At 36.8% G+C, this 24590-nt stretch carries 24 protein-coding genes; 11 read left to right on the forward strand and 13 right to left on the reverse strand.

The annotated features are described in order from the left end of the window. Window positions 1-366: 366 nt before the first annotated feature. Complete coding sequence (gene chrA, locus Q0371_RS18245; RefSeq protein WP_298473961.1) at window positions 367-1524, reverse strand: chromate efflux transporter; 1158 nt, start codon at window positions 1522-1524, stop codon at window positions 367-369. A 214-nt stretch (window positions 1525-1738) separates the two neighbouring features. Here chrA and Q0371_RS18250 point away from each other — a divergent pair, with 214 nt between their 5' ends. The 3 genes from Q0371_RS18250 to Q0371_RS18260 all read left to right on the forward strand — a co-directional run bounded on the left by Q0371_RS18250 (window position 1739) and on the right by Q0371_RS18260 (window position 4769). Beyond that, complete coding sequence (locus Q0371_RS18250) at window positions 1739-3082, forward strand: hemolysin family protein (RefSeq protein WP_298473903.1); 1344 nt, start codon at window positions 1739-1741, stop codon at window positions 3080-3082. A gap of 244 nt (window positions 3083-3326) precedes the next feature. After that, a complete protein-coding gene (locus tag Q0371_RS18255; RefSeq protein ID WP_298473964.1) occupies window positions 3327-4154 on the forward strand; it encodes a hypothetical protein in 828 nt (275 codons plus the stop codon). Between the two features lie 81 nt (window positions 4155-4235). Continuing rightward, on the forward strand, window positions 4236-4769 hold the full coding sequence (locus tag Q0371_RS18260; RefSeq protein WP_298473905.1) for a short-chain dehydrogenase: 534 nt from the start codon (window positions 4236-4238) through the stop codon (window positions 4767-4769). 139 nt (window positions 4770-4908) lie between these two features. On the opposite strand, the gene Q0371_RS18265 is transcribed toward Q0371_RS18260, so the two are convergent. Further along, entirely contained in the window at window positions 4909-5556 is a 648-nt protein-coding gene (locus Q0371_RS18265; protein WP_298473907.1) for a response regulator transcription factor, read from the reverse strand. Between the two features lie 11 nt (window positions 5557-5567). Next, a complete protein-coding gene (locus tag Q0371_RS18270) occupies window positions 5568-6680 on the reverse strand; it encodes a GAF domain-containing sensor histidine kinase (protein ID WP_298473910.1) in 1113 nt (370 codons plus the stop codon). 994 nt (window positions 6681-7674) lie between these two features. Here Q0371_RS18270 and ltrA point away from each other — a divergent pair. The 3 genes from ltrA (at window position 7675) to Q0371_RS18285 (ending at window position 10909) form a co-directional block, all read left to right on the forward strand. Further along, a complete protein-coding gene (ltrA, locus tag Q0371_RS18275) occupies window positions 7675-9447 on the forward strand; it encodes a group II intron reverse transcriptase/maturase (RefSeq protein ID WP_298473968.1) in 1773 nt (590 codons plus the stop codon). A 206-nt stretch (window positions 9448-9653) separates the two neighbouring features. Next, window positions 9654-10331: a hypothetical protein gene (locus Q0371_RS18280; RefSeq protein WP_298473913.1), complete on the forward strand. Its 678-nt coding sequence runs from the start codon at window positions 9654-9656 to the stop codon at window positions 10329-10331. Between the two features lie 206 nt (window positions 10332-10537). Next, complete coding sequence (locus tag Q0371_RS18285) at window positions 10538-10909, forward strand: hypothetical protein (RefSeq protein WP_298473916.1); 372 nt, start codon at window positions 10538-10540, stop codon at window positions 10907-10909. A 220-nt stretch (window positions 10910-11129) separates the two neighbouring features. Here Q0371_RS18285 and Q0371_RS18290 read toward each other — a convergent pair whose 3' ends face one another. The 3 genes from Q0371_RS18290 to Q0371_RS18300 form a co-directional block, all read right to left on the reverse strand. Then, window positions 11130-11417 (reverse strand): hypothetical protein, encoded by a 288-nt coding sequence (locus Q0371_RS18290; RefSeq protein WP_298473919.1) that lies wholly within the window; start codon window positions 11415-11417, stop codon window positions 11130-11132. Between the two features lie 228 nt (window positions 11418-11645). After that, complete coding sequence (locus tag Q0371_RS18295; RefSeq protein WP_298473922.1) at window positions 11646-13364, reverse strand: phospho-sugar mutase; 1719 nt, start codon at window positions 13362-13364, stop codon at window positions 11646-11648. A gap of 18 nt (window positions 13365-13382) precedes the next feature. Then, window positions 13383-14924, reverse strand: coding sequence for a carbon-nitrogen hydrolase family protein (locus Q0371_RS18300; protein ID WP_169360642.1), 1542 nt, complete (start codon window positions 14922-14924; stop codon window positions 13383-13385). A gap of 130 nt (window positions 14925-15054) precedes the next feature. Here Q0371_RS18300 and Q0371_RS18305 point away from each other — a divergent pair, with 130 nt between their 5' ends. The 3 genes from Q0371_RS18305 to Q0371_RS18315 are packed head-to-tail and all read left to right on the forward strand — an operon-like array spanning window position 15055 to window position 16851. Then, entirely contained in the window at window positions 15055-15480 is a 426-nt protein-coding gene (locus tag Q0371_RS18305) for a disulfide oxidoreductase (protein WP_251556695.1), read from the forward strand. Between the two features lies 1 nt (window position 15481). Further along, window positions 15482-15952 (forward strand): thioredoxin family protein, encoded by a 471-nt coding sequence (locus tag Q0371_RS18310; protein WP_251556696.1) that lies wholly within the window; start codon window positions 15482-15484, stop codon window positions 15950-15952. Window positions 15953-16002: 50 nt separating this feature from the next. Next, window positions 16003-16851 carry an RluA family pseudouridine synthase gene (locus Q0371_RS18315; protein ID WP_366518629.1) on the forward strand — a complete coding sequence of 283 codons (849 nt, stop codon included), beginning with the start codon at window positions 16003-16005 and terminating at the stop codon, window positions 16849-16851. 112 nt (window positions 16852-16963) lie between these two features. On the opposite strand, the gene Q0371_RS18320 is transcribed toward Q0371_RS18315, so the two are convergent. From Q0371_RS18320 to queG, 5 genes are all read right to left on the reverse strand, one after another. Beyond that, window positions 16964-17662: a DUF2711 family protein gene (locus Q0371_RS18320; protein ID WP_298473928.1), complete on the reverse strand. Its 699-nt coding sequence runs from the start codon at window positions 17660-17662 to the stop codon at window positions 16964-16966. A gap of 419 nt (window positions 17663-18081) precedes the next feature. Further along, window positions 18082-18912: an aldo/keto reductase gene (locus Q0371_RS18325; protein WP_251556699.1), complete on the reverse strand. Its 831-nt coding sequence runs from the start codon at window positions 18910-18912 to the stop codon at window positions 18082-18084. A 156-nt stretch (window positions 18913-19068) separates the two neighbouring features. Next, entirely contained in the window at window positions 19069-19251 is a 183-nt protein-coding gene (locus tag Q0371_RS18330; RefSeq protein ID WP_144541921.1) for a hypothetical protein, read from the reverse strand. 311 nt (window positions 19252-19562) lie between these two features. Further along, window positions 19563-20036 carry a tRNA (uridine(34)/cytosine(34)/5-carboxymethylaminomethyluridine(34)-2'-O)-methyltransferase TrmL gene (gene trmL / locus Q0371_RS18335; protein WP_251556701.1) on the reverse strand — a complete coding sequence of 158 codons (474 nt, stop codon included), beginning with the start codon at window positions 20034-20036 and terminating at the stop codon, window positions 19563-19565. A 12-nt stretch (window positions 20037-20048) separates the two neighbouring features. Then, entirely contained in the window at window positions 20049-21188 is a 1140-nt protein-coding gene (gene queG / locus Q0371_RS18340; RefSeq protein ID WP_298473935.1) for a tRNA epoxyqueuosine(34) reductase QueG, read from the reverse strand. Between the two features lie 57 nt (window positions 21189-21245). On the opposite strand from queG, the gene Q0371_RS18345 reads away from it, so the two are divergent. After that, the gene (locus Q0371_RS18345; RefSeq protein WP_298473938.1) at window positions 21246-21935 is read left to right on the forward strand and encodes a phenylalanine--tRNA ligase beta subunit-related protein; all 690 of its coding nucleotides are present in this window, start codon (window positions 21246-21248) and stop codon (window positions 21933-21935) included. Between the two features lie 3 nt (window positions 21936-21938). After that, window positions 21939-22457: a hypothetical protein gene (locus Q0371_RS18350; protein WP_298473941.1), complete on the forward strand. Its 519-nt coding sequence runs from the start codon at window positions 21939-21941 to the stop codon at window positions 22455-22457. Between the two features lie 218 nt (window positions 22458-22675). Here the strand turns inward: Q0371_RS18350 and Q0371_RS18355 are convergent, their stop codons facing one another. Beyond that, entirely contained in the window at window positions 22676-23998 is a 1323-nt protein-coding gene (locus Q0371_RS18355; protein ID WP_298473944.1) for a hypothetical protein, read from the reverse strand. Further along, on the reverse strand, window positions 23979-24494 hold the full coding sequence (locus Q0371_RS18360; RefSeq protein WP_298473946.1) for an RNA polymerase sigma factor: 516 nt from the start codon (window positions 24492-24494) through the stop codon (window positions 23979-23981). Before Q0371_RS18360 ends, Q0371_RS18355 begins: the two co-directional genes overlap by 20 nt. Window positions 24495-24590: the final 96 nt, after the last annotated feature.

Consider the following 24590-nt stretch of genomic DNA (forward strand, 5'->3'; position numbering starts at 1 on the left):
TTTGCGATAATTTTTAAACGAATCATTATTCATACCTCCATTTCTAAATTATTTAGTGTCACTTAATATTATCTCAATAAAAGTTTAGTTGTCAATACATTTTGAAGAAATAGACAATTAAATTATTCCGAAAATTCGTGCTTTTACATTTAAGGACGAACAGTTAGTAGATGGAAATGAAGTTCAGATGCTCTTCACTCTAGTCGGACGCTTTTTCGCGGGGTGAGTGATAAGCCATCACCCGTCGCTTACGCGCGCGGTTGTGACATCTTATCTGTCTAACTTATCATGCTGGAGTCGCCTCCTGGCGCTACAATCAATAACTTGTAGCTTTTCGAGTTTAAAACGTACATTACTATTTTAAAATTAAATTAACTGAAAAAGATAACCTAATACTGCACTTACCAGTACAACCTTGTAAGGAGCCCATTTGAAAACAAATAATACCGTGAAAGTAATTAAAACGATGATGAAATCCGATGATTCTTTAACTGAACTAGTAAAAACCGGGTCATATAACGCAGCGAGAAGGATTCCTACTACACCTGCATTAACTCCCTTTAAGGCATTCTGAACTCCTTTTTTCGATCGTATAGCTGACCAAAATGGTAGTATTCCAATTACCATTAGAAAGGAGGGCAAAAATATGGCAAATGTAGCTATTAAAGCTCCTGGAATACCAGCTGTTGCATGGCCCAAGAAACTAGCTAACGTAAACAATGGACCTGGGACCGCTTGAGCAGCACCATACCCAGCTAAAAATACATCAGGGGAAAGTGCTACCTCTCGCTGAAGCATGGGCAGTACAACATGTCCTCCTCCAAAAACTAAAGAACCGACACGATAATAAATATCAAAAATTAAGTAGTAGGTTGAATTTATAAATGGCTTCAATAACGGTAAAAAAATAAGAAGTCCAAAAAACAAGATCCAAGCAATAATACTTGTTGTTTTTCCAAAAGGAAGCCTAATATTTGGAGCAGGTTCATTTTCATCGGAACGAAAATATATAAATCCAAACAATCCAGCTGCAATCAATATGCTAAATTGACCAGCAATTGATGGAATAAGCAATGTTAAAATGGCACAAGCTATTGCAACAGAAATACGTATACGATCTGGTGCAAGTGTCTTTTGCATTCCCAATAAAGCATGAGCAACAATGGCAACTGCAACGATTTTCAATCCCTGTAGCCACCCACTGTCAAATGAGTTGGTAGATATCAAAAATGCTGAAAACAATACAAGCAGTATAATGGAAGGAAGGGTAAACCCTAAAAATGATATGACCCCTCCAATTATTCCTCCTCTTAGTATGCCGATGGCAATGCCCACTTGAGATGAGGCTGGCCCCGGGAGGAATTGACAAATAGCCACTATGTCAGCATATAACTTTTCGTCTAGCCATTTTCTTTTCTGCACATACTCTTCTCGGAAATAAGCCAAATGAGCAGCGGGTCCACCAAAAGAAGTTAACCCTAATTTCGTTGAAGCACTTGCTATTTCAATATATTTTTTCACTATTTTTCCATACCCCCTAGTTCATTAAAATTATCTAACAAATAGGAAAACTATATCTCAAGATTACAGGGGGAAATATGAAGTCGCAACCTAAAGAATAAAGATTTGTAATTTCTTTTTATATATTTTATTATTAAACCTAGAAACTATTTTTTTAGAAAACAGGAGGTGTACACTTTGTTCTACCCCCCATTTGGGTTAGGGACAAAGTAATTATTTGGACATAGCCATACGGTTGACAGCTTTTGCTGTCTTAATCGCTTTCACTGCATTTTTTGTTGCAAGTGAATTTGCAATAGTAAAAGTAAGAACAACAAGAATCGATCAGCTTTTAGCTGAAGGAAACAAAAAAGCTATTAATGCTAAGAAGGTTGTTTCCAATTTGGACGAATATCTATCTGCCTGTCAGTTAGGTATTACAATCACCGCTTTAGGATTAGGGTGGTTGGGAGAACCAACTATAGAAAGAATCTTACATCCAGCATTTGAGTATTTTGAGCTTCCAGAAAGTGTTTCTTCTTTACTTTCATTTATCATTGCGTTCTCATTAGTAACATATATACATGTAGTAGTTGGAGAATTAACCCCTAAAACATTTGCTATTCAACGATCTGAACAGATTACATTGGCAGTTGCTAAGCCACTAGTCATATTTGACAAAATTATGTATCCGGTAATCCATGGTATGAATGGATCGGCACGTTTCTTAGCGACCAAGGTGTTTGGATTAGAGCCTGTTTCAGAATCAGAAGTAGCCCATTCCGAGGAAGAATTACGAATGATTCTTTCGGACAGTTTTAAGGGTGGAGAAATCAATCAAGCAGAGTATAAGTATGTAAACAAAATTTTCGAATTTGATGATCGTATCGCAAAAGAAATTATGGTTCCTAGAACTGAAATTACTTCCATCGATAAGGATTTAACCCTTAGTGAGGTTTTTGAAGTCGTAGGTGTCGAACAGTTTACAAGATATCCTGTAACTGATGGAGATAAAGACCATATTATCGGACTTGTTAATATGAAAAACCTTTTAACAGCCTTTATACGAGATCCTGCAAACGCCACTACTCCGGTAGCTGACTACATGCAGCCAATTATTCGAGTAATTGAAAACATGCCTATCGCTGATTTATTACTTAAAATTCAACGTGAACGTATTCACATGGCCATCTTAATGGATGAATACGGAGGAACTTCTGGTCTTGTCACGATTGAAGATATCATCGAGGAAATCGTAGGCGATATCCGCGACGAGTTTGACACAGATGAGCTGCCTGAGGTTCAAAAGGTTGCTGAAAACCATTATATTATTGACGCTAAGATGTTAATCGAAAGCTTAAATGACTTACTAAATATTAATATTGATGAAGAAGATATCGATACTATTGGTGGGTGGTTTATGACAAAAAGCTACGATGTGGTCAGTGGTGAAAAGCTCCTAGAACAAGGTTACGAATTTACTGTCAAAGAAATCGACGGTCATCACATTCAATATCTAGAAGTTGTCAAAGTTCCGGAAGATCAAGAGGATGAGGAACTAGAAGAATCCATAGATGAATAATTAATACATCATACTTAAATATAATCGATATAGAAAACGACTCTCTTTTTAGAGGGTCGTTTTTTTGCAATTAGTTAAATTTCTCTGAAACAATATACTCCCGATCTTCTCTTAAATCTGTCGACAATGGTTGAATTTTCAATCAAAAGCATGAGAGTAGCACATTATTTATAGTGATACAATTCAATTACAAGATATATCAGAACAAGCAAAATAAATAATATTTTTTAAGAGAAGAGGGATTATTTTGGATAAATATGTTTGTAAGGCATGCGGAGTTCAGTATGAAAATTCTTTAGAGAAACCAAATGAATGTATAATTTGCAGTGAAGAAAGACAATTTATTAGTTCTAAGGGACAAAATTGGACTACATTAGAATCTATGATTAAAGAAGGCCAATACAAAAATACTATTAATATTGAAGAAGAAGGACTATACAGCATAAACACTTGTCCCAGTTTTGGAATTGGTCAAACAGCCTATTTGATACAAGACAAAAATTTTAATTTATTGTGGGATTGTATTTCTTATATTGATGAAAAAACGATTAGCAAAATAGAAGACTTAGGTGGAATTGATGCAATAGCTTTATCTCATCCACATTACTACTCTAGCCAAGTAGAATGGGCTGAAGCCTTTAACGCTCCAATTTACATTCATGAAGATGACCAAGAATGGGTTATGAGACCAAGTGAGCGAATAGTTTTTTGGTCTGGTGAGTCACTTGAATTAAAAGAAGGAATCATCCTTCATAGAATTGGTGGCCATTTTAAAGGTGGAACAGTTTTAGAATGGAAAAATGGAGATAACCAAAGCGGGATTTTAATGACTGGGGATATCATTCGTGTCGTAGCTGACCTTTCATGGGTAAGCTTTATGTACAGTTATCCAAACTTTATCCCCCTTCCAGAAACGACTGTAGAAAGGATTTCCACTAGGATAAAAGAATTGAAGTTTGCGCGTTTATATGATGCCTTTCATCGTGTCATTAAAGAAGAGGCCAAGCAAAATGTACTAAGATCTGCCACCCGTTATATGGAAGCACTACATGGAACCTTATTTAATTCATAGTGCAACTGAAATGAGACGTTTTTGCATCGGGCAGAAACGTTTTTCTATCGAACAATTGTATAGTAAGGAGGAGAAAATATCATGAAACATGCTTTAGTAGTCGGTGGAACTGGGATGCTATCCAGAGTCTCCCTCTGGTTATTAGATCAGGGGTATCATGTTTCGATTATCGCTAGGAATCCCAAACGCATGAAAGATTTAATAGAACAAACAGACTTAAATAATCATATAACCCCACTTCTTCTTAACTATAACAATAATGCTGAATTACAAAAGAAGGTGCATACAACAATTAGTGAAAACGGTGGGATTGATATTGTGGTAGCTTGGATACACTCGACTGCTCCAGAGGCACTTAAAATAATTGCAGCGGAGGTTTCCATTAGTAAAAGTAGGTGGGATTTAATTCATATTTTAGGGAGTAGCTCGGATTTAAAAAAAGTTAAACGAGAAGCTATACTGCCTAAAAATTGTTCCTATCATCAAGTTCAATTGGGATTTTTCATAGAAGGTAACCATTCAAGGTGGTTAACACAGAAGGAAATTTCGGATGGAGTAATTGAGGCTATAATTAAAAGAAATAAAATACTGACCCTTGGTCAAATTGACTCTTAGGAAACACACATAAAACAAAAGAACATTTTGTAGCCTTTTGAAAATGTTCTTTTGTTTTTTTAATCTAATGCTGCTTAAAAGAGGAGTACCTAAATGGCAGTACTCCTCCTTCTATTTTCTCCCAAAAATTAGTGGACGATTATTGCCCACTCGATTCCGTTAAACCATGCTTTACTGCGTATAGTGCAGCTTGAGTTCGATCCTGGACGTGTAGCTTACCAAATATATTCGAAATATGAGTTTTTACGGTCTTTTCTGTGACAAATAATGAGGATGCTATCTCTCTGTTACTTTTGCCTTTTGTAAGCTCTGCCAGTACATCCTGCTCCCTAGGGGTTAATGGATATTCCTCATGAGGAAGAATTTCTTTCGGTTCATTTTCTTTTTCCATCTGACTAGTTGCCTCAGGATGGATAGTGTTTTCTCCACGCATAATTTTTCTTATACAGTCCGCTAAGTCGTCTGGTTCGATATCCTTTAGCTGATACCCTGCTGCTCCCGCCTTTAAAGCTGGGATTACATGATCCCGATCTGAGAAGCTTGTTAGCATCAGAATTTGAATATCAGGATATTCTGCTTTTATCCTTTTGGTTGCTTGTATTCCATCCATCTCTGGCATAACTAAATCCATTAAAATAATGTCTGGCTTTAAAGCCTCGGTCAGTTCTACAGCTTCTTTTCCATTAGTTGCTTCTCCGACGATATCCATATCCTTCTGTGTTTTCAAAAAAAACATTAAACCTCTGCGAACAACATGGTGATCATCAGCTATTAATACTCTTATCATTTCAATCCCCCCTAGTAAGGTAATCTTACTAATATCTCTGTCCCTTTGTTGACTTCTGTCACCCAGTCCACTGTACCACCAATCGAGTTTGCTCGATCCTTCATGCTTTGCAGACCTATTGAAGGAAGTGATTTTAAATCCTTCATGTGAAAACCACAGCCCTCATCTTTTACAACTAAAAGCACATCGGTTGTTGTGACTGTCATATAAATTTCTGCCTTAAGCACTCCAGAATGTTTGCGTATATTGTTTAGTGCCTCTTGCGTTATGCGGAACAAAGTCTCTTCTACCTTTGCCGGAAGTTGGATTACTCCTTTTACCTTTATGCTTAGGGATAATCCGAGAATATCTCCGTATCCCTTTAACCCTTCTATAATTCCAGTTTCTAGACCCTTAGGGCGCAGTTGCCAAATAAGTGCTCTCATCTCGGTTAGTGCTTCCTGAGTTAAATATTGAATCTCTTTAAAGGTATTCTTTACTTCGACTTGGTCTGTCATTTCAACGCCGCCTCGAGCAGTCAAGGTAACTGAAAAAAGCAACTGATTTACAGAATCATGCAAATCTCGAGCAAGTCTATTTCTTTCTTGAACAAGCGCCACCTGTTGCTCTTGCTTAGTCAATAATATTCGTTTAATCGCTGATCCAATTTGAAATGCTACAGATTCTAATAAGGCTAACTCACCTTCCTCAAAACGGACAGTATTCGCTGTAGCGACATTTAACAAACCAAAGCGTTCCTGCCCAGACTGTAAAGGTACTGTTGCATGATGTGTGATTCCCTCATCATTTACATCTTTTTTATGAGCATTTTCTATTCGCTGACATTCTATTATGTTAGAAGCCTTTTGTAATTCTCCATTTCTATATCGAGACACGCACCAACAACCACCCTTTTGAAGGTGTCGGCAATCATTTTTTTCAAGTGACTTGGGAAGGTTTTCATGCGCAATTAGCTCCTGCTTCCCTTTTTCATTAATGAAAAAAATCCATCCCGTCTCAAAAATAGTCCCTTCTAAAAGCTTACGAAGCGCTCCCTGTAGCATTTGTTCCATATCTGTTTCCTCGTTGATTAGCTCTGCTATTTCTTTCAATAGCTCTATATTGGAAAGTTCCTTCGATTGCATTATAACTCCTCCATCTAACCTACCTGTTATATTCATCTTATCATGTATAAGGTCTACATATAAATATCAGAAGCATCATACTTTTGACTGACAGTATAGAATTCGAACCCTACTTGTAATAAATTTAGGGTATGTTAAAGAGTAGGATTGGTTTTGCATTGTGAAATGTTACACTTAAATTAACGGGGCAGTTTAGTTGTGCGAAATGTTCCTAGTTCAAATAGAGGATGGTTACATCTCTCTGGTAAAGGCTAGGCAGTTCCTTTCGGAACTGAAGGATTATATCGAAGAATCAAATGATGAAGTAACGCTCTGAAGGGTTCTCTCTTAGTCGAGTAGCACTGGATTTAGTAAGAATGACCGTGTTATAAGCTCGGTGAAAAGGCATGAGAATCTACCGTACCAGTTCGGCTGACGAAAGCCTACTCGATGGAGTGGTGTAGTTCATGATGCTTGAGTTGAATGAATATGGTGAGAATGCGAATAAACCTACAACAAAAGGTTAAGCTGACGAATATCTGAATGTACTGGTCTAGAACTGCGATACATAGAAATGTGTATATCACCAAATTGTGAGGTTAGATGTGGATTAGTAAGACTAGCTAATATGAAAATCCATGATACGTTACAGGCGTATGAACGCTAACAGGCTTAGAGGATGCACCTAAGTTCATTCTATTAATAGATATAATTCAACGTTGTAAGCTGATAACGTGGAGGGCTTACTCCCTAAGAAACGTTGGCAGGGAAAGCAATAATGATATTAGTTACTGTATAACTTGCCTTTATATCAGTGAAAGTGGTGGCATAGTACCAATGAAATGTCTAATCCACATGGAGGGATAGCCACTAGACTAATAAAGATTTATTCAACCAAGTAAGGCAGTTCTTTATCGATTAATAAGGTTCTTGTGAGACTAATAGAGGTTTAACTCCGAAAGGAGTCACCGACTTATTGAAACGGAAGAAACTGAGACACAATGAGTATTATAGTATGCAAGAATGTTTCGATACACTGTATGCTCAAAGTGTTAGTGGTCATCACTTCTATGACTTAACAGACTTAATGAGTTCTGAAGACAATATACGTCTTGCCTACCGAAATATCAAAAGAAATACAGGTAGCAAAACTGCGGGAACAGATAATTTAACAATCAAGGATATACTTCATTTAACGGTAGAAGACGTAATAACAAAAGTTCAAGCCATGTTCAAATGGTATCAACCACAGCCTATTAGGCGAGTTTTAATTCCAAAAGGAATAGACAAAACTAGACCTCTAGGGATACCAACTATTTGGGATAGAATTTTTCAACAATGCGTACTGCAAATTTTAGAGCCAATTTGTGAAGCTAAATTCCATAAACATAGTTATGGTTTTAGACCGAATCGAAACACTCATCATGCAAAAGCTAGACTCGAATTTCTGATTAACCAATCTGGTCTACATCATTGTGTTGACGTAGATATTAAAGGTTTCTTTGATAATGTAAATCATAGCAAACTGTTAAAACAAATGTGGTCGCTGGGCATTAGGGATAAGTCCCTTCTTTCTATTATATCTAGGTTATTAAAAGCAGAAATTGTAGGAGAAGGTATTCCTATAAAAGGAACACCGCAAGGTGGTATTCTTTCACCTTTATTATCTAACATTGTGTTAAATGAATTGGATTGGTGGGTTAGTGACCAATGGGAAACATTAGAAAGTAACTACACGTATTCGACCAATGGTAGCAAGTATCAGCAATTAAAGAAATCGAGTTTGAAAGAGTGTTTTATCGTCCGTTATGCGGACGATTTTAAGGTGATGTGCCGAACAAGGTCACAAGCTATAAAAATGAATTATGCATTAAAAGACTTCTTGAATAAGAGATTACACTTGGAAACGAGTGAAGAAAAATCTAAGGTTGTGAACTTAAAGAAAAACTCTTCCGAGTTTCTAGGGTTTTCCATAAAAGCCATAAGAAAAGGAAAAACTAGATTTGGTTTCGTAGCAAAGTCAGGTATGTCAAAAAAGGCTAAAGCAAATGCTTTTCAAAAAATTAAAGAAGCGATTAAAGTAATCAAGAGAAAGCCTTGCATTCAGACTGTTTGGAACTTTAATACCGTTGTAATGGGAATCCAAAACTATTACTCAGCTGCAACTCAAATCACCATTAATTTGAATGAGTTAAATCTACATCTACGCAAGACGTTATACAATCAACTAAAGAATATCCGAACAGAGGCAAGTTTCGATGAGATGACGAAGACTTTACAGAAGAGGTACAAGGGTTACAAGTCCAAATTTTTTAAGATACAAAATATGGTCTTTGTCCCCATCCATGCACAACGTTGGAGAAAGACACTTGGTTTCTCCCAAGTGATATGTAACTTTACTACCGAAGGTAGAGCAAAAATTCATAATAGCCTAAAGGCTATCGATAATAATACGCTCACGTCTCTCATGAAAAACTACATTCCAAACAGATCTATTGAATATAACGACAACAGAATCAGTAAGTTTATCGCCCAATATGGTAAATGTGCCATTTTAGGAGAAGATTTAGGAACTAATGATTGTCATTGTCATCATATTAATCCTTTTCACATTTCAAAAGATGATAGCTACTCGAACTTAATAATTTTGAACAAAGCTATACATCAACTTATACATTTGAAAGACAAAGTAAAAATTGAAAAGTTCTTAAAAGCTGTAAAGCTTTCAAAAAAACAAATAGAAAAAGTAAATAATTTACGACTGAAATGTAACAATGAAATAATCTAACTTCGGAAAATTAGCACTCGTCTGCTTATACATAGAAAGAATAAATCGGATTAGTTGGAACGCCGTATGCGGTGAAAGTCGCACGTACGGTGTGAACAGGGGGAAAAGCTGGCGATAACTTCAAAAGCTTACCTATCTGTATGAACAAGAAATGATTTGAAACATATCCACTATCTTCACGTCTAACAATTTAAGGAGGCGACTTTTTGAAGAAATTACTTTTCACTTTTATATCACTGTTCCTATTATTAGCGGCTTGCCAAGCAAATGATTCCGATGCAATTACACTGGTGGGTCAAGACAACGAACATCCTATACTCGGTTCTGATAACACCTTACCCGAGGGTGAAGAATTAGCTGTAGACACGTCTGACATTGAACAAATGAATATAGGTTCCGAAATGCCCAAACTTTTATATGCCGATAACAACATTGCGATTATGCAAGGTACATTTGGAGTAGTCGTATATAATATGCAAGACTCTATAGTTACAAATCGAATTTCATATGAACAAATTAAGTCATATGACCTTCCAATGATGTTGGCATCTGTATCACAAGATGGTACAACCATCTTTATTGGGAATGATGATATGTACAATGAATTTATTTATACCTATCAATACAATATTAGTTCGAGAGTAATCAAAAAAACAATACAACAGCCTTCAAGCTTATTTAGTCCTATAACTATCGAGACACCTGGTTACAACGAGGAGTACGATAAATATTTCGATTTAAATTATCTTACGGCTGACAAAATTGTAGAATTGGATAATACGTTTATCTATCTACGCTCTAAAGACTGGAATATGAAAAACCTACAAATCGTTATTTGCCAGTATGAAGATAGCGAAAACAAAGTTTTTGATGTATTCAAATAAGAATTAAAGTCATAGTCATTGTTCACCAATCGGGCACGATGAGGGAATAAACTGCTCTTTCTTCTTCAACTAACGGGTGCTTTACTTCAAAAAGGAGTAAAGTCTTTTTCTTATTAAACTAAAGCAGCAATTTAGTTGAACATGTGCTTTATTTTTGAAACCATTGTAGAACTCACTTGTCTATTTTCTGTGAAGGGGGAGTTAATATGCTTAGAAAAAGCATTCTATCATTACTAATACATCTTTTTGTTTTAGTTGTGTTGTCTGGTTGTAATAGTGGAAGTTCGGAAAGTTCTTATGGTGCATATTTGATAATTGATGGGAAAGAGTACACTTGGCAAGGTGATATTGAAAATAATGAATTCACAGTCGCGGATAAAATTGGAGAAGTTAATAAAAAAGTTGATAAAGAAGTAATGCCAAAGGACAATCTATCATCCAATTTTCTAGAGGTTGGAGAAAAAATATACTCCTCGAACGAAGATAGTAAAGTTGTTCTAGTCAAAAGAGAACATGATGGAAATTATGATAAATTTACGGAAAGTGACTACTATAAAGAACATAATAGTGAAGATTAAAAAATCCCCGGTTATGCTCACGAGGTGCTTTAGCAAATATTAAATTAACATGGGCCGGGAGAAATATCCTAGCTCTTTTTTATGTGTATCTAAAATCAACCTTAACCTTTAACATAGCCTTAATAAAAAAAGTCAAGAATTTCCTTGAATACGATTAAACTTTTATCATATTTAACATTCATATAGAAAATTCTATTCTACACTCTAGTGAAAAGTCGATTTATAATTGAACATCAGATTTCATCTTTTTCTTTCTAATAATTCCTATACAACCAACTATGAGCATTAGAATTGCAATCATTTCGAACAGGACGAATGCTCTTCCTGCCAATCCACTTTCGAATATGTTCTCATACATAAATGCATAAACAACAGTAAATATTGGTGCAAATATAACCGCTAAATAAATGCCCCATATTATTAAGTTAAATGTCCAAGATCGTTTAAAAGTAAGAATGAAAGTTAGTATCCCAATAACTAGCGCCAACACGAACAAAGAAATTAACATTTGAACAACACTCCTATAGCCAAATTTGACATTATACATAATAAGCCAAAACAAAATTTCAGCTAAACCGTCTTTGCACTTATATTATACCAATAATATACAATTATTACTTTAAATTACTGATTATAATATTACCTTAAATACAACTAAAATAATCCATAGACCATGCTCTTTTTAAATCCTTCTTTATATTATGAAAGACGCTGAAAAAATTTCAGCGCCTCTTCTCTATTCTAAATATTGATTTAAATTGCCCGTAAAGGATTCTTTGATCGCTTCCAGCTTTTTCTGGCTTTCTTCTGCTGAATCACTTGTTACTCCAAAATAATATTTGATTTTTGGCTCTGTTCCACTAGGTCGTACACATACCCAAGAACCATCTGCCAAGAAGTATTTTAATACATTGGAAGAAGGCAACAATATCTTCTCTTGCTCTCTGCCATCCGTAAATGTTCGTACAGATGATAAATAATCTTCCTGTGAAAGCACTTCGATACCTGCAACTTCTGTTATAGGATTCACTCTGATTTGCTCCAGCAGGTTAGCAATCGCCTTTGCTCCACTAACGCCTTTTTTCGTAACGGACACTAAGCCTTCTAGATAATAGCCATGTCTTTCATATAGACTGTTCAAGACATCTACTAATGTCAGCCCCTTCTGTTTATAGTAGGCAGCTGCTTCGACTAATGCCAAAACACTTTGAATTGCATCCTTATCTCTTGCAAAGTCCTTTACTAAATAGCCATAGCTTTCCTCATAACCAAAAAGAAACTCATATTCATTTGTTTCCTCGTAGTGTTTAATTTTCTCACCGATAAATTTAAAACCTGTTAGCACGTCCTCCGTACTTGCGCCGTGGTATTCTGCTATTACTCTGCCTAAATCAGACGTGACAATTGTTTTAAACACTCGGCCTTTTGCTGGCATCGTCCCTTTTTCCTTACGCATCATTAATAAGTACTCTATTAAAATAGCCCCGGTTTGATTGCCAGTCAGGAGTTTATAGCCATTTTTTGTCTTAACTGCTGCTCCTACACGGTCACCATCTGGATCTACAGCTATTAAAATATCAGCTTCATACTGCTCACCATATCGGATAGCATATTCAAAGGCACTTTCCTCTTCTGGGTTAGGAGACGCAACCGTTGGAAACTCTCCATTTGGCTCCATTTGCTCGTCCACGTAAAAGATATGCTGATAGCCTGCTTCGGTCAAAATACGCTTTGTAGTTTTACCTGAAGCTCCGTGTAATGGGGTAAATACTACTTTTAAATCTGTTTTTAATGCTAGTTCGGGATTTTCTTGAACTGTTTTTAACGCATCTATATATGAGGAATCCATGCTCTCATCTAAATAAACGATTAGATCCTCATTAATTTCATTATTTTTAATAGATAGTGCGTCTCCCGCTTTTTTAACATATTCAATAACAGTATCTGCATCCTGTAAATTTAACTGGGCGCCGTCTTGCCCGTATACTTTATAACCATTGTATTCAGGTGGGTTATGACTGGCTGTAATAACAATCCCCATATATGCATTAAGCCTTCTCACTGAAAAAGAAAGCTGTGGAGTTGTTCTAGGCTCACGGTAAATATAAGCTTTAATACCAGCAGCAGCTAGCGTGTTCGCTGCCTCCTGTGCAAACTCTGGAGAAAACCTTCGACTATCATAAGCAATAACTACACCACGATGCATCGCGTCCTTACCAGCAGCCTTGATATATTCTGCTAGACCCGTCGTTGCTTTGCGAACCGTATAATTGTTTATACGGTTCGTGCCAGCTCCTATTTCTCCTCGCATACCACCAGTTCCAAATTCCAAATCTCTGTAAAAGGCATCCTCTTGTCTTTTTTCATCGGCGGCTAAAAGCTTAAGGTCGTCTTTCCATACAGCTTCCATATCATTTACGCTATTCCATTGTTCGAAGAGTTTTTTATAGGACATATATCTCTACTCCATCCATCATTTTTTATAATCTATACTGTATACATCATGTCGACGGTCTTTTAAATGCTTAACTGTACCATCTTGACGCTGTCTTCTTAAAATTTCTAAATCCACATCTCCGATTAATACCATTTCCACGTTAGGCTCTGTTTCTCCAACGATTCCGTCACGAGCAAATTCAAAATCAGAAGGGGCAAAGATTGCTGATTGAGCATACTGGATATCCATATTCTCAGTTTGAGGTAAATTCCCTACAGTCCCAGATATTACCGTATAGATTTGATTTTCGACAGCGCGAGCTTGGGCACAATATCGAACTCTTAAATAGCCTTGGCGATCTTCTGTACAAAATGGAGTGAAAATAATATTTGCTCCCATATCTGTTGCAATTCTTGCAAGCTCTGGAAATTCGATGTCATAGCATATTTGGATGGCAATTTTCCCACAGTCTGTATCAAAAACTTTAACGGAGTCTCCTGCGCTAATCCCCCACCATTTTCTTTCATTAGGAGTTATATGAATTTTATATTGCTTATCAATAGATCCATCACGATGGAACAAGTAAGCGATATTATATATTTCCTCATTTTCTTCCTCTACGAAATGGGAACCCGCAATAATGTTAATGTTATATCGTACGGCTAGATCAGAGAATAGCTCCATATATTGAGGAGTGTACTCTGTTAGCTTACGTACAGCCTGGCTTGGAGATTGTTCATCTAAAAATGACATAAGCTGTGTTGTAAAAATTTCTGGGAATACCACAAAGTCTGATTGCGCGTCTGAAGCAACGTCTACAAAGTACTCACATTGGTTAGCAAATTCCTCAAAAGAATTAATCTTTCGCATCATATATTGAACTGCACAAATTCGTACCGGGTAGCTTGTTTTAAAGTGTCGCTTAGACAATGGAATATAATCGACGTTATTCCATTCCATTAATGTTGCATATTTTGCAGAGGCAACGTCATCTGGTAAATAATTTGGATTAATACGCATTAGCGTAAAGCCATTCATAAGCTGGAATGTTAGAACTGGATCATATATTTTATGTCGAGATACTGCAGTTACGTATTCACGTGGTGACATTTCATCGGCATGTTTGTGATAATTAGGTACACGTCCACCAATAATAATTGATTTTAAATTGAATTGGCGTGCAATGTCCTTTCTACCTTCGTAAAGTCTTTGTCCAACTTTCATTCGTCGATATTTAGGATGTACCATAACTTCAATCCCGTATAGATTATATCCATCAGGATTATGATTGGTGATATACCCTTTATCAGTTACGTCAGACCAAGAATGGCGATCATCGTACTCATCAAAGTTAATAATAAGACTTGAACAGGAGCCAATTACCTTGCCGTCTAATTCGGCAACCAATTGTCCCTCTGGAAATATGGTCAAGTGACTTTTTAATTGTTCAACCTTCCAAGGGTCCATACCTGGGAAACATAAACGTGAAATTTCTAAAATCGAATCTATATCTGAGAAAGTCATTTCTCTAATAATCATACTTTTTTCAAACTGTGATAAATCAAATTCTTCTGACATTATACCGCTCCTCTTTTTAGTACTAACTTTCATTATATAACTCTTTTGTTCACATATAAAATATTTTACATGCCCTCTTTTAACGCTTATAATTCTATTTGAGTTCAAAGCATTTTAAAGGAGCATAACTATGACTAAGAAAATCGAAAATATTATGTTATTCATGTGGTCCGTTGCATTTGTAGCGACTCTGGGTTCCTTGTATTTCTCTGAGATACGGCAATACGAGCCATGCGAGTTATGCTGGTATCAGCGCATTCTCATGTATCCTCTTGTGATCATACTTGGGATAGCTATAGCACAAAAAAATGCAAAGATAGCTGTTACTACCCTTATATTTTCTACAATAGGACTATGCTTCTCTATTTATCATTATAGTCTACAAAAGCTGGCTTTTTTACAGGACGTAGCCCCTGCTTGCGGTAGAGTTCCTTGTACTGGTGAATATATAAATGTATTCGGATTTATCACTATCCCATTCTTAGCTTTAATAGCGTTTCTTTTAATCGCAATTAGTAGCTTAGTTATTTTGAAGAGTCTCAAGGAGGACAAGTAACATGAAGAAAGTTGCCATAATCGGCGGAGTAATAATATTAGTTTTTGTATTAATTTTTGTATTAAACAGTCAAAAAAATAAAAATGCTTTAGAGAATAATCCTTATGATACAGATAATCTAAAGCAATCCACTATTGACTTACTTGATGATCCAAATTACCAAAATATTATTTTACCAAAGGATCTAGATAATAAAATTAAAAAAGGGGAAACCTTTACAGTTTATTTCTTCAGTCCTGAATGCTCACATTGTAAGGAAATGACACCAAGATTGACGCCACTTGCCGAGGAAAACAATGTAGAGATTTTAAAATATAATGTTTTAGAGTATGAACAAGGATGGGATGATTTTCAAATCGAAGGTACACCTACCTTAATCCATTTTGAAAATGGTAAAGAAGTGGCTCGTATGCCTAATGCACAGCCAAATGAAAATATTCAAGCATTTTTTGATCAAGTTGTATTAAAATAAAGAAAAAGGTCATGTCTCATTGACATGACTTTTTTTAAAGGAGAGAGATTATGCAACATATACTTACTTATACGATTCAAGAGGATGATCTGACAATCGACCAGCTGCTCCAAACTAAATGGAAGCTCGGCAAGAAACTTATACATGAGCTCCGAATGCAAAAAGCTGTGACCGATCAAGACGGGGAACTATTACAATGGAAATTACCACAGCAGAAGGGCAACGTTTTGACTTTCAAATGGGAAGGAGAATCCTCCAGCTATTTACCATCTGACCGAATCCCTTTATATATTGCCTATGAGGACGAGTATTTACTCATCGCCTCTAAGCCACGCGGAGTAGCGACTCACCCTAACGAGCAAGGTCAAAACCATACATTGATGAATACAGTTACCCATTACTTGCAGAGCAAGGGACATTCCTACGGCGAGCATATCCATCGCATCGACGAAGGCACAAAAGGGCTAGTAGTAGTAGCGAAGAATCCAATCGTAAAAGGCATGCTAGACCGAATGATTGAACAAAAAGAAATTGTCCGTACGTATGAAGCGATTGTAGAAGGTCAAATGAAGAGTAATCATGGTACCGTTCGTGCAGCTATTGGAAGCGACCGACACCATCCTACTAGAAGACGTGTATCTCCTTCTGGACAGCTGGCAATTACCCATTATGAGGTAGTCGGCCGACATGACCAATTTACAAAGGTGCATGCTATTTTAGAAACGGGTCGTACGCATCAAATTCGAGTACATTTAGCACATTTAGGTCACCCAATTGTTGGAGATGATTTGTATGGAGCAAAAAGATCACCTACTAAAACATATGAATTACATGCCTTTAAAGTTCAATTCAAGCATCCGATTACTGGAGAAGTAATTATCGCTGAGGATAAGCGATAATATTCTAGATTTGAATAAAGAAACTAATAACAAGCTGCTCTCGAAATTACAATTTCGAGAGCTTTCTTTTATCAAAATATGTGTACTTAATGTAACTCTGTACATTATAAAATCACCTTATACTCCAATAGATCATGGTGCTTTCTTCGCAATAAAAACCTTCTAGATTACAGGATTTGACTATTTCATTTATTGTATTTTTATCTGAACATAGCATAGAGAAATGACTATCCCAATGGGTGGTCAACAATATACTATGATCGTGAGTAAAGAGGTTTATAGGATGGATAGGAAAAGTGTCGCAATTGGTAACTAAATCGTCAACATACTCTAATTTTCGTTCTGTACCAAATTCATCTCCATACCAAATCCAATCATGTCCCTGTTTTTTTATATTCTCCAATATACCTGTTATTAAAGTCTCTGGAAAACATCCTTCTGTTGGAGCAATAATTTCTTCTTGCTCACATACATCTAAAATAACCTTTGCTAATTTTTCATTTTTATAGGTTTGGTTTAGCCCAGAAATAGAAGTTCTTAGTCCAATATCTAATTGTTGATAGTTATCAATTCCAGAGATTTCTAAAAACTGATTCCAAGTAAGCATCTCACAATGTTTTATAATGTCATCTCTACTTGTATATGTGTCTGGCTCAAAGAGTTCATATTTAATTGTTTTTGGTTTAATAAAAGGATGAAAAAAGATATATACTTCTTCAAATACTCCCTCATAAAATTTCTTAATAGGTATACCCTCAGGGGAACAAACAGCATACCTATCTGGTTTCGGTAAAATTCTCTCTTTTGCCATTAAAATACCTCTTTTCTAAAATGTTACTTTAAGTGATTAATACCCTGTAACCTAACTTCGATAATAGCTTCTCATTCTCCTTCTGGACATATCCATTCTACTATGAGACAGCAGGACAATTGAATGATGGTAGCTAACACGCTGTTAGAGTTCTAGTAGCTCTATTTGGAATGGTTTTATCCCGTTTAACTTAATCCCAATTAATAATCCAAAAATAAAATTGTTTTAACTAAACATCCTTCAGTTCATATGAATAAATTGTTCACTAATGGGTAATATTAGAATAAACCCCCTTTATTGACGCTGTATCCCTTTTACTTCCTATTCTTTCACAGGGAAAAGTTCATACATGTTATAACAGCGAATAAAAAATGGTCGTTACTGAAATCCCCTCAGTAACGACCATTTTTTTTCATTTATTAAAAGCTAAAATTATCTGGATCTGCTCCAGTTCGCTCATTTAAATTGAGTGCATCAATATTTTTTACATCTTCAAATGATAATTCAAAGTCAAATACATCAAAATTTTCATGGATTCTTTCCGGAGTAATAGACTTTGGAATAACAATTAAATCATGCTGTAAATGCCAGCGGATAATCACCTGTGCGGTAGATTTCCCATACTTAGCACTGATACGAGCCAACGTAGGCTCCTCTAATAATCTACCTCTAGCTAGCGGTGACCAAGACGTAACTGCAATGTCCTCGGAGGCACAGTACTCTCTAAGATCATACTGCGTCAGTCTAGGATGGCACTCTATCTGATTGACCATAGGCTTTATATTAGCTTTAGCGGCTATTGCCTCTAAATGGTGCTGATTATGATTAGATACGCCTGTCGCTCGAATAAGCTTCTCCTCGTAAAGACGTTCAATTGCACGATATGTATCTATATAACTCTCAGCAACTGGCCAATGAGTTAAGTATAGATCTACATAATCCATACCTAATAGCTCTAAAGACTTTTCAAAGGCTCTTAACGTCTGATCGTAGCCTTGATCGGTATTCCAAACCTTAGTAGTTACAAAAATCTCTTTGCGTGAGATTCCAGAAGTTCGTATTGCTTCACCAACTTCTCTTTCATTTGCATATAATGACGCTGTATCGATATGGCGGTAGCCAGATTCCAAAGCATATGTAATTGCCTCTAGAGCAACCTCAGGCTCGGTCATCTTATATACCCCTAACCCAAGACGCGGCATCTCAACTCCATTAGCCAATCTCTTTGTTGAATCCTCAAGTAATTCCATCAATCTCATCCTTCCCATATATTTATAAAAGCGTAATCGCCTGGTTCTGCCCCGACAGGCAAATGGGGAAATACGAGGAGGCAGTTCCTCAGCCACCACTGCTTTTATCCATTTGAACTTATAAGGGGCAAACTCAAGAAAAAAACGACTGAAGAATCAGTCGTCTTTCCTCTTCTTCATAATTGTAGCACTATCTGATTGAGCAGGGTCTGATACACGGTTATCTTCTTCTAGCTCTTGGTTATCTCTCATGCGCTCCATTTGCTTGCCTAATGTTTTTACCTCGTCCATATTTGTTGCCATTGAGCCGTTCTCTGGACCATTTTTCAAATTATCCATTTAAAAAATCACTCCTTTTTATCTATCCTAGTAGAATCACACGTTACATGCAACTTTGACACTTTCTATTTCAGACATAATTTCGTTTTATTGTATCGTTTCATTTTTTTACAAATTAGGTTATACTAAGATTTAGAATATATAGAGGAGGCGCTTAAGTATGAAACTAATCCTTATTCTTGGCGTTTGTGTTGCGTTTCTTACTGCAATTTTCACTGCAGGATACGACGACAAACCAGGTGCATCTGAGAAATAATAATTATTCAACATAAAAACGGACGAGTCTGCATAAGACATCGTCCGTTTTTTTATTAATGTAAGTTTGGATAATCCTGTTGACGCAAAGCCTCATAAATAAGAATTGCTGCAGTATTCGAGAGATTCAATGAACGAATATTGTCATTCATCGGTATTCTAAGCGCACGGTCTGGATGTGCATCGATAAACTCACGTGGAAGTCCCTTCGTCTCACGTCCAAATATAAAGAAATGATCCTTCTCTGAATCACTAAAATCAAAAGTAGTATGTGGCTTCGCGCCAAATTTAGTGATGAGGTAATATTCAGCTTCAGGGTGAGCAGCGAAAAACTCATCTAACCCATCATAATAGGTGATGTCCACATGCTCCCAATAATCTAATCCTGCACGCTTTAGCATTTTATCGTCTGTAGAAAAGCCTAATGGCCGGATAAGATGAAGCTTTGCGCCTGTACCTGCACACGTTCTAGCAATATTTCCTGTGTTTGCAGGAATTTCTGGTTGATATAAAACGACATTAATACTCAATGATTCCACTTCCTAATTTTCAATAGTATAAAACGCAAGACCCTTGCGAATCTCTTCTAAAACCTGCTCTTCTTGTTCTGTTGTTTCTGCTTCCTTTAATGCAAGCAAGCCTTCCTCTGTATTAATTTTGCCTAATGCCCATGCTGCTGTCCCTCTTATTACAGGTCTTGCATCATTTAGCATTAGTTCGATCAGCGTGGGAACGGCTCCCTCTTCTTTAAAATGTGCCAATGCAATGATTGCATTCCTTTGAATTGGATTTTTCCCTCTCCATGAACCAGACATATGACCATACGTTTCCTTAAAGGTCCGATTCGTCATGCCTAGTAACGGTAACAATAAAGGCTTCACTAGCTCTGGGTCAGGCTTGAATGATTCCTGATGAAGATTAGCCTTGCCTTTATTTTTTGGACAGACGGTTTGGCATGTATCACAGCCATATATCCGATTCCCTATCTTCGCTCGGAACTCATCTGGCACCATCGTTTTTGTTTGTGTGATAAAGGCGATACATCGTTGTGCATTCAGCTGACCACCTTCTATTAAAGCACCAGTAGGGCAGACGTCTAAGCAAAGCCTGCAGTCTCCACACTGATCTTCCATCTGTTCACTTGGAGCAAAAGGAATAGAGGTGATCATTTCTCCCAAGTAAACATAAGATCCAAATTCAGGGGTGATGATAGAACAATTTTTGGCGCTCCACCCAATCCCAGAACGTTCGGCAACAGCACGGTCTGACAGTTCACCAGTATCGACCATTGAGCGCAGCCTAGCTTCTGGTATGTGCGTTAAAATATATAATTCTAACTGAGCGAGCTTTTCTCTTAAAACGGTATGGTAATCCATCCCCCATGAGGCTCGAGCAAATATTCCACGTCTCGCTCCCTTTACACTTTGTGGTGCATCCTTCATTTTAGACGGATACGCAATAGCTATAGATATAATGCTCTGTGCCTCCTCCATTAAAAGCTGAGGATTGGTCCTTTTATCAATGTCCGGCTCCTCGAAGCCGGAAGCATATCCTAGCTCCTGCTGGCGAATCAGATGATTTTTCAATTCATGAAATGGAGAAACAGTGGTAAAACCAATTTTATCAATTCCAATGGATGCAGCGTATTCTATGAGGTTCTGTTGAAACTGGTTTATATTCACTAGAGTTCTCCTTTCTGTATGGTACAATGAAGAAAATATATACAAGGATGGTTTAAAATGTTTGTAAAATTAGATACTTCTCTATTACAAATAGAGCCTACTTTTAAAATTGGCCTTATTTATTATAACAAAATTATTGTATCATCTTCCCCTCAAATGCTTAAGGGACGCCTCCAATTATTTCAAGAACAGCTTTTTTTCGAATTAGAGGAAAAAGCAGTTAATGATTTTGATGGGATAAAGGAATGGCGAGGTCTTTGGAAAAAGCTTGGAGCAGACCCTAACCGTTATCGTCCTTCTATGGAAGCAATGTACAGAAGGATTGCAAAACAAAATTATATCACACCTATGCATTCTGCTGTAGATTTAAATAACTTCTTCTCTATGCGCTATGAGATTCCTCTTGGAATTTATGATTTGGATGAGATTAAAGAGGATATCTTTATCACTGTAGGCAATGTAGAAGCAAACTATCTTGGATTGAATGGTAGAGAAAATAATTTACACGGGATTTTAACACTTCAAGATGAAATAGGTGCATTCGGAAGTCCATTTGTCGATTCTAAACGAACTGCAGTTACTGAAAGCACAACGAGTGCTATACAAGTAGTATATCTACGACCTTCTATGAGTCAGGAAGAAGCGGTAAAATTATTAGAATCCATGGGACAAATGTTCACGCAAGTACACGGCGGAGAAGCCGCAAGTGTTGTATTAGACAGTAACCAAATAGAATGGAGGATATAAATTATGGCACCAATACTTCTTGCAGAGGCAGTAAAGCTTAAGAGTATTTTATTGAAGAGAGTTCAAGAGTTGGAGATAGAAATGATGCGTGTCGGTTTCACTGTTATCGAGAAGGGGACTACTCCTGCTCCCCCTATACGAACTGTGAGCGCAATCGATTTAGAAATGAATGATATTCGCTCGGATATTAGAAAGCTTGATCGACTTATATACGAGGCTAACTTAAACAATACAGTTACATATAAAGAAGCTGACCTCACCATTGTGGAAGCAATTGAACTAGCTACTCAGCTACGGGCCCAGGCAAGAGTATATAAACAGCTAGGAAGCCATGAAAAGCAAAGAATCCAGTTCAGCGGCTACGGCGAAGGAACCACTTATGTAGAAGTTGCCTTATATGAGCCAGAGGAATACCGAAAAAAAGCATTAGACTTTGAAAAGGATGCCAATAAGCTATCTGGGCTGATTAACGCGAAAAACTATGCCGTTACTATTGCCTTTGATGATGAAAAATATGCTTAATATGTATCCTTGGTAAGGTGAGACTCCTTGCCAAGGCATAGTAGGAGGTCATTACAATTTAACTGGTGGCAAACCAATGACCATTTACCATTTACTTTGTGACTAATAACTAATGACTAACCATTGCAACTGCAATCGACCTCCAATTAGTGTACGACCGGACTTCCTACTATGAAAAACGCTCCTTTCCATTTTAGGGAAGGAGCGTTTTTGCTTAGTTAATTTTCAAAGACCTGTGTTTGTTCTCCGTCAATGACAAGTTTCCAGGAACCTTCTTTAGGGAAATTAATTTCCCCCTCGTAATGGTATAATTTCTCATAAGTAGTTGCATCAATTACATGATTTTTGTCTTTTTGGAAGTTACTCCTCTGTACAATTTCATCTCCATTTGAATTTACTAAATGAACCTCTATACTTTCCTTTTCCCCAATAGAGCTTTCTATAAGTACATTAGTAGTTTCACCAATTTGAACCTCCTTAGGTGAATCTAGCAGCACGTAATGTTCGGACTTTGGAAAAGGTGGAAGAACCTCTATCCTAAATGCCTCAAACAATTCTTCTTCCACATAAAAGGAAAGCTGCCACTCTCCCTCTGTAGTAAAGGCTGGAAAGCTTGTTAAAATATGAGCGTCCTCACTATATAAACCGGCGGCTAATACTCCCTCTGACAATAAAAGCTTCTCTCCATAACTGTTTATCGCCTCTACCTTATATTCCTTTCCAACTAAAGATTCAGGATCACTCCAATAGTAGAGCATAAGTTTTGCACCTCGACGAGTATCCTCTGCCACAAAATTCTCAGGCCCTAATATACCAATTTTCCCTTCCAATCCTGTTACACTTTGAGGCGAATCTGGTAAAGGAAAGGATGCTGCAAATGGAGCGTCTAGTGTAACGGTTTGTGGTAACTCATTATTTAAATCATACGTTTTTCCCTTATAAGCCACCGAAAACTTGATATCTTTGCTTGCCTCTAATAATTTTTGTAGTTCTGCTTCGGAATAATTTGCATATAAAGATTCAAATGTAATTGTGTAATCATATCTACCCTTATTCGGATTTGAATTATAGCTTGCCCTATTTCCAATACCGTAACTGTCCTTTAAGAAAAGGTATTTATTTTCCGCTCGAAACTCCATAGAATGCCAAACATCTATTGGTATAAGCTCTTTAGACGTTAAAGATAACTCCGTCCTAACTGCATGGAGCTTCTCCCCTGATGCATTCATTGAAATCTCCGTGCTTTTAATATCATCTATTTGAAGATCGAGGCTTTTTATAAATTCCTGCTCCGTCAACGAGCCCATGCCTACTTCTGTTTCTTTCGTTAAATCTGGGTTGTACATGGGGCTTGCTAAATAAGCAACCATTAAAAGGCAGGCCGCTGCAACAAAAACAGATAGAGGGTTTAGAAACCTTAATCTGTTTGATTTTGGAGCATTTCGAATGCTGTAAATCACTTTTCTCTTTTCTTCTTTATCAAGAGAATGCTTCGGAAGATTGCGCAACCGTTCCTCCAAATCATCGTGTTCTCGCTTCATACTCAAATCCCTCCTTTTCCAAAATGCTCTTCAGCTTCTTTAGCGAACGGTGATAAAGAACATTCACGTGGTTTTCATTGGATTCTAGAATCTCGGCTACTTGTTTAGAAGTCATTTCTAATATTGCCTTTAAAATAATTACCTCTTTGTTTTTAGCTGGCAATTTATTTATAGCTAGATATAATTCTTGATTCATCTCACCAAGTAAAACAGTATGATCTAATCCCTCTATCTGTTTTTCATCTCGCAAAACGTATTTTATTCGATTCCAAATATTATTCTTTCTAGCGCGATCAACCACTATATTCTTTGCGATGGTTATTAACCATGTTTTTGGATGTGCCCCTTCCTTAAAGTAGGCAATCTTCTTCAATCCACGAAGAAAAGTTTCCTGCACCAGGTCCTGAACATCCATAGAGCCCGTATAGTAAATGAGGAAGCTGGTCACATCCCGCTCATATAACTCAAACCACTCCTCGATTAAATCCCTTTCCAAGTGATCCCCCCTATCTCCCTACTACTTCATTAGACGTTTTACTTTCCTTAATCTTACAAGACTTTTGAAAATAAAAAAATCAGCCATTGTAGAAAC

Origin of the sequence: uncultured Psychrobacillus sp., from assembly GCF_938022135.1 — a bacterium.
Classification (GTDB): domain Bacteria; phylum Bacillota; class Bacilli; order Bacillales_A; family Planococcaceae; genus Psychrobacillus.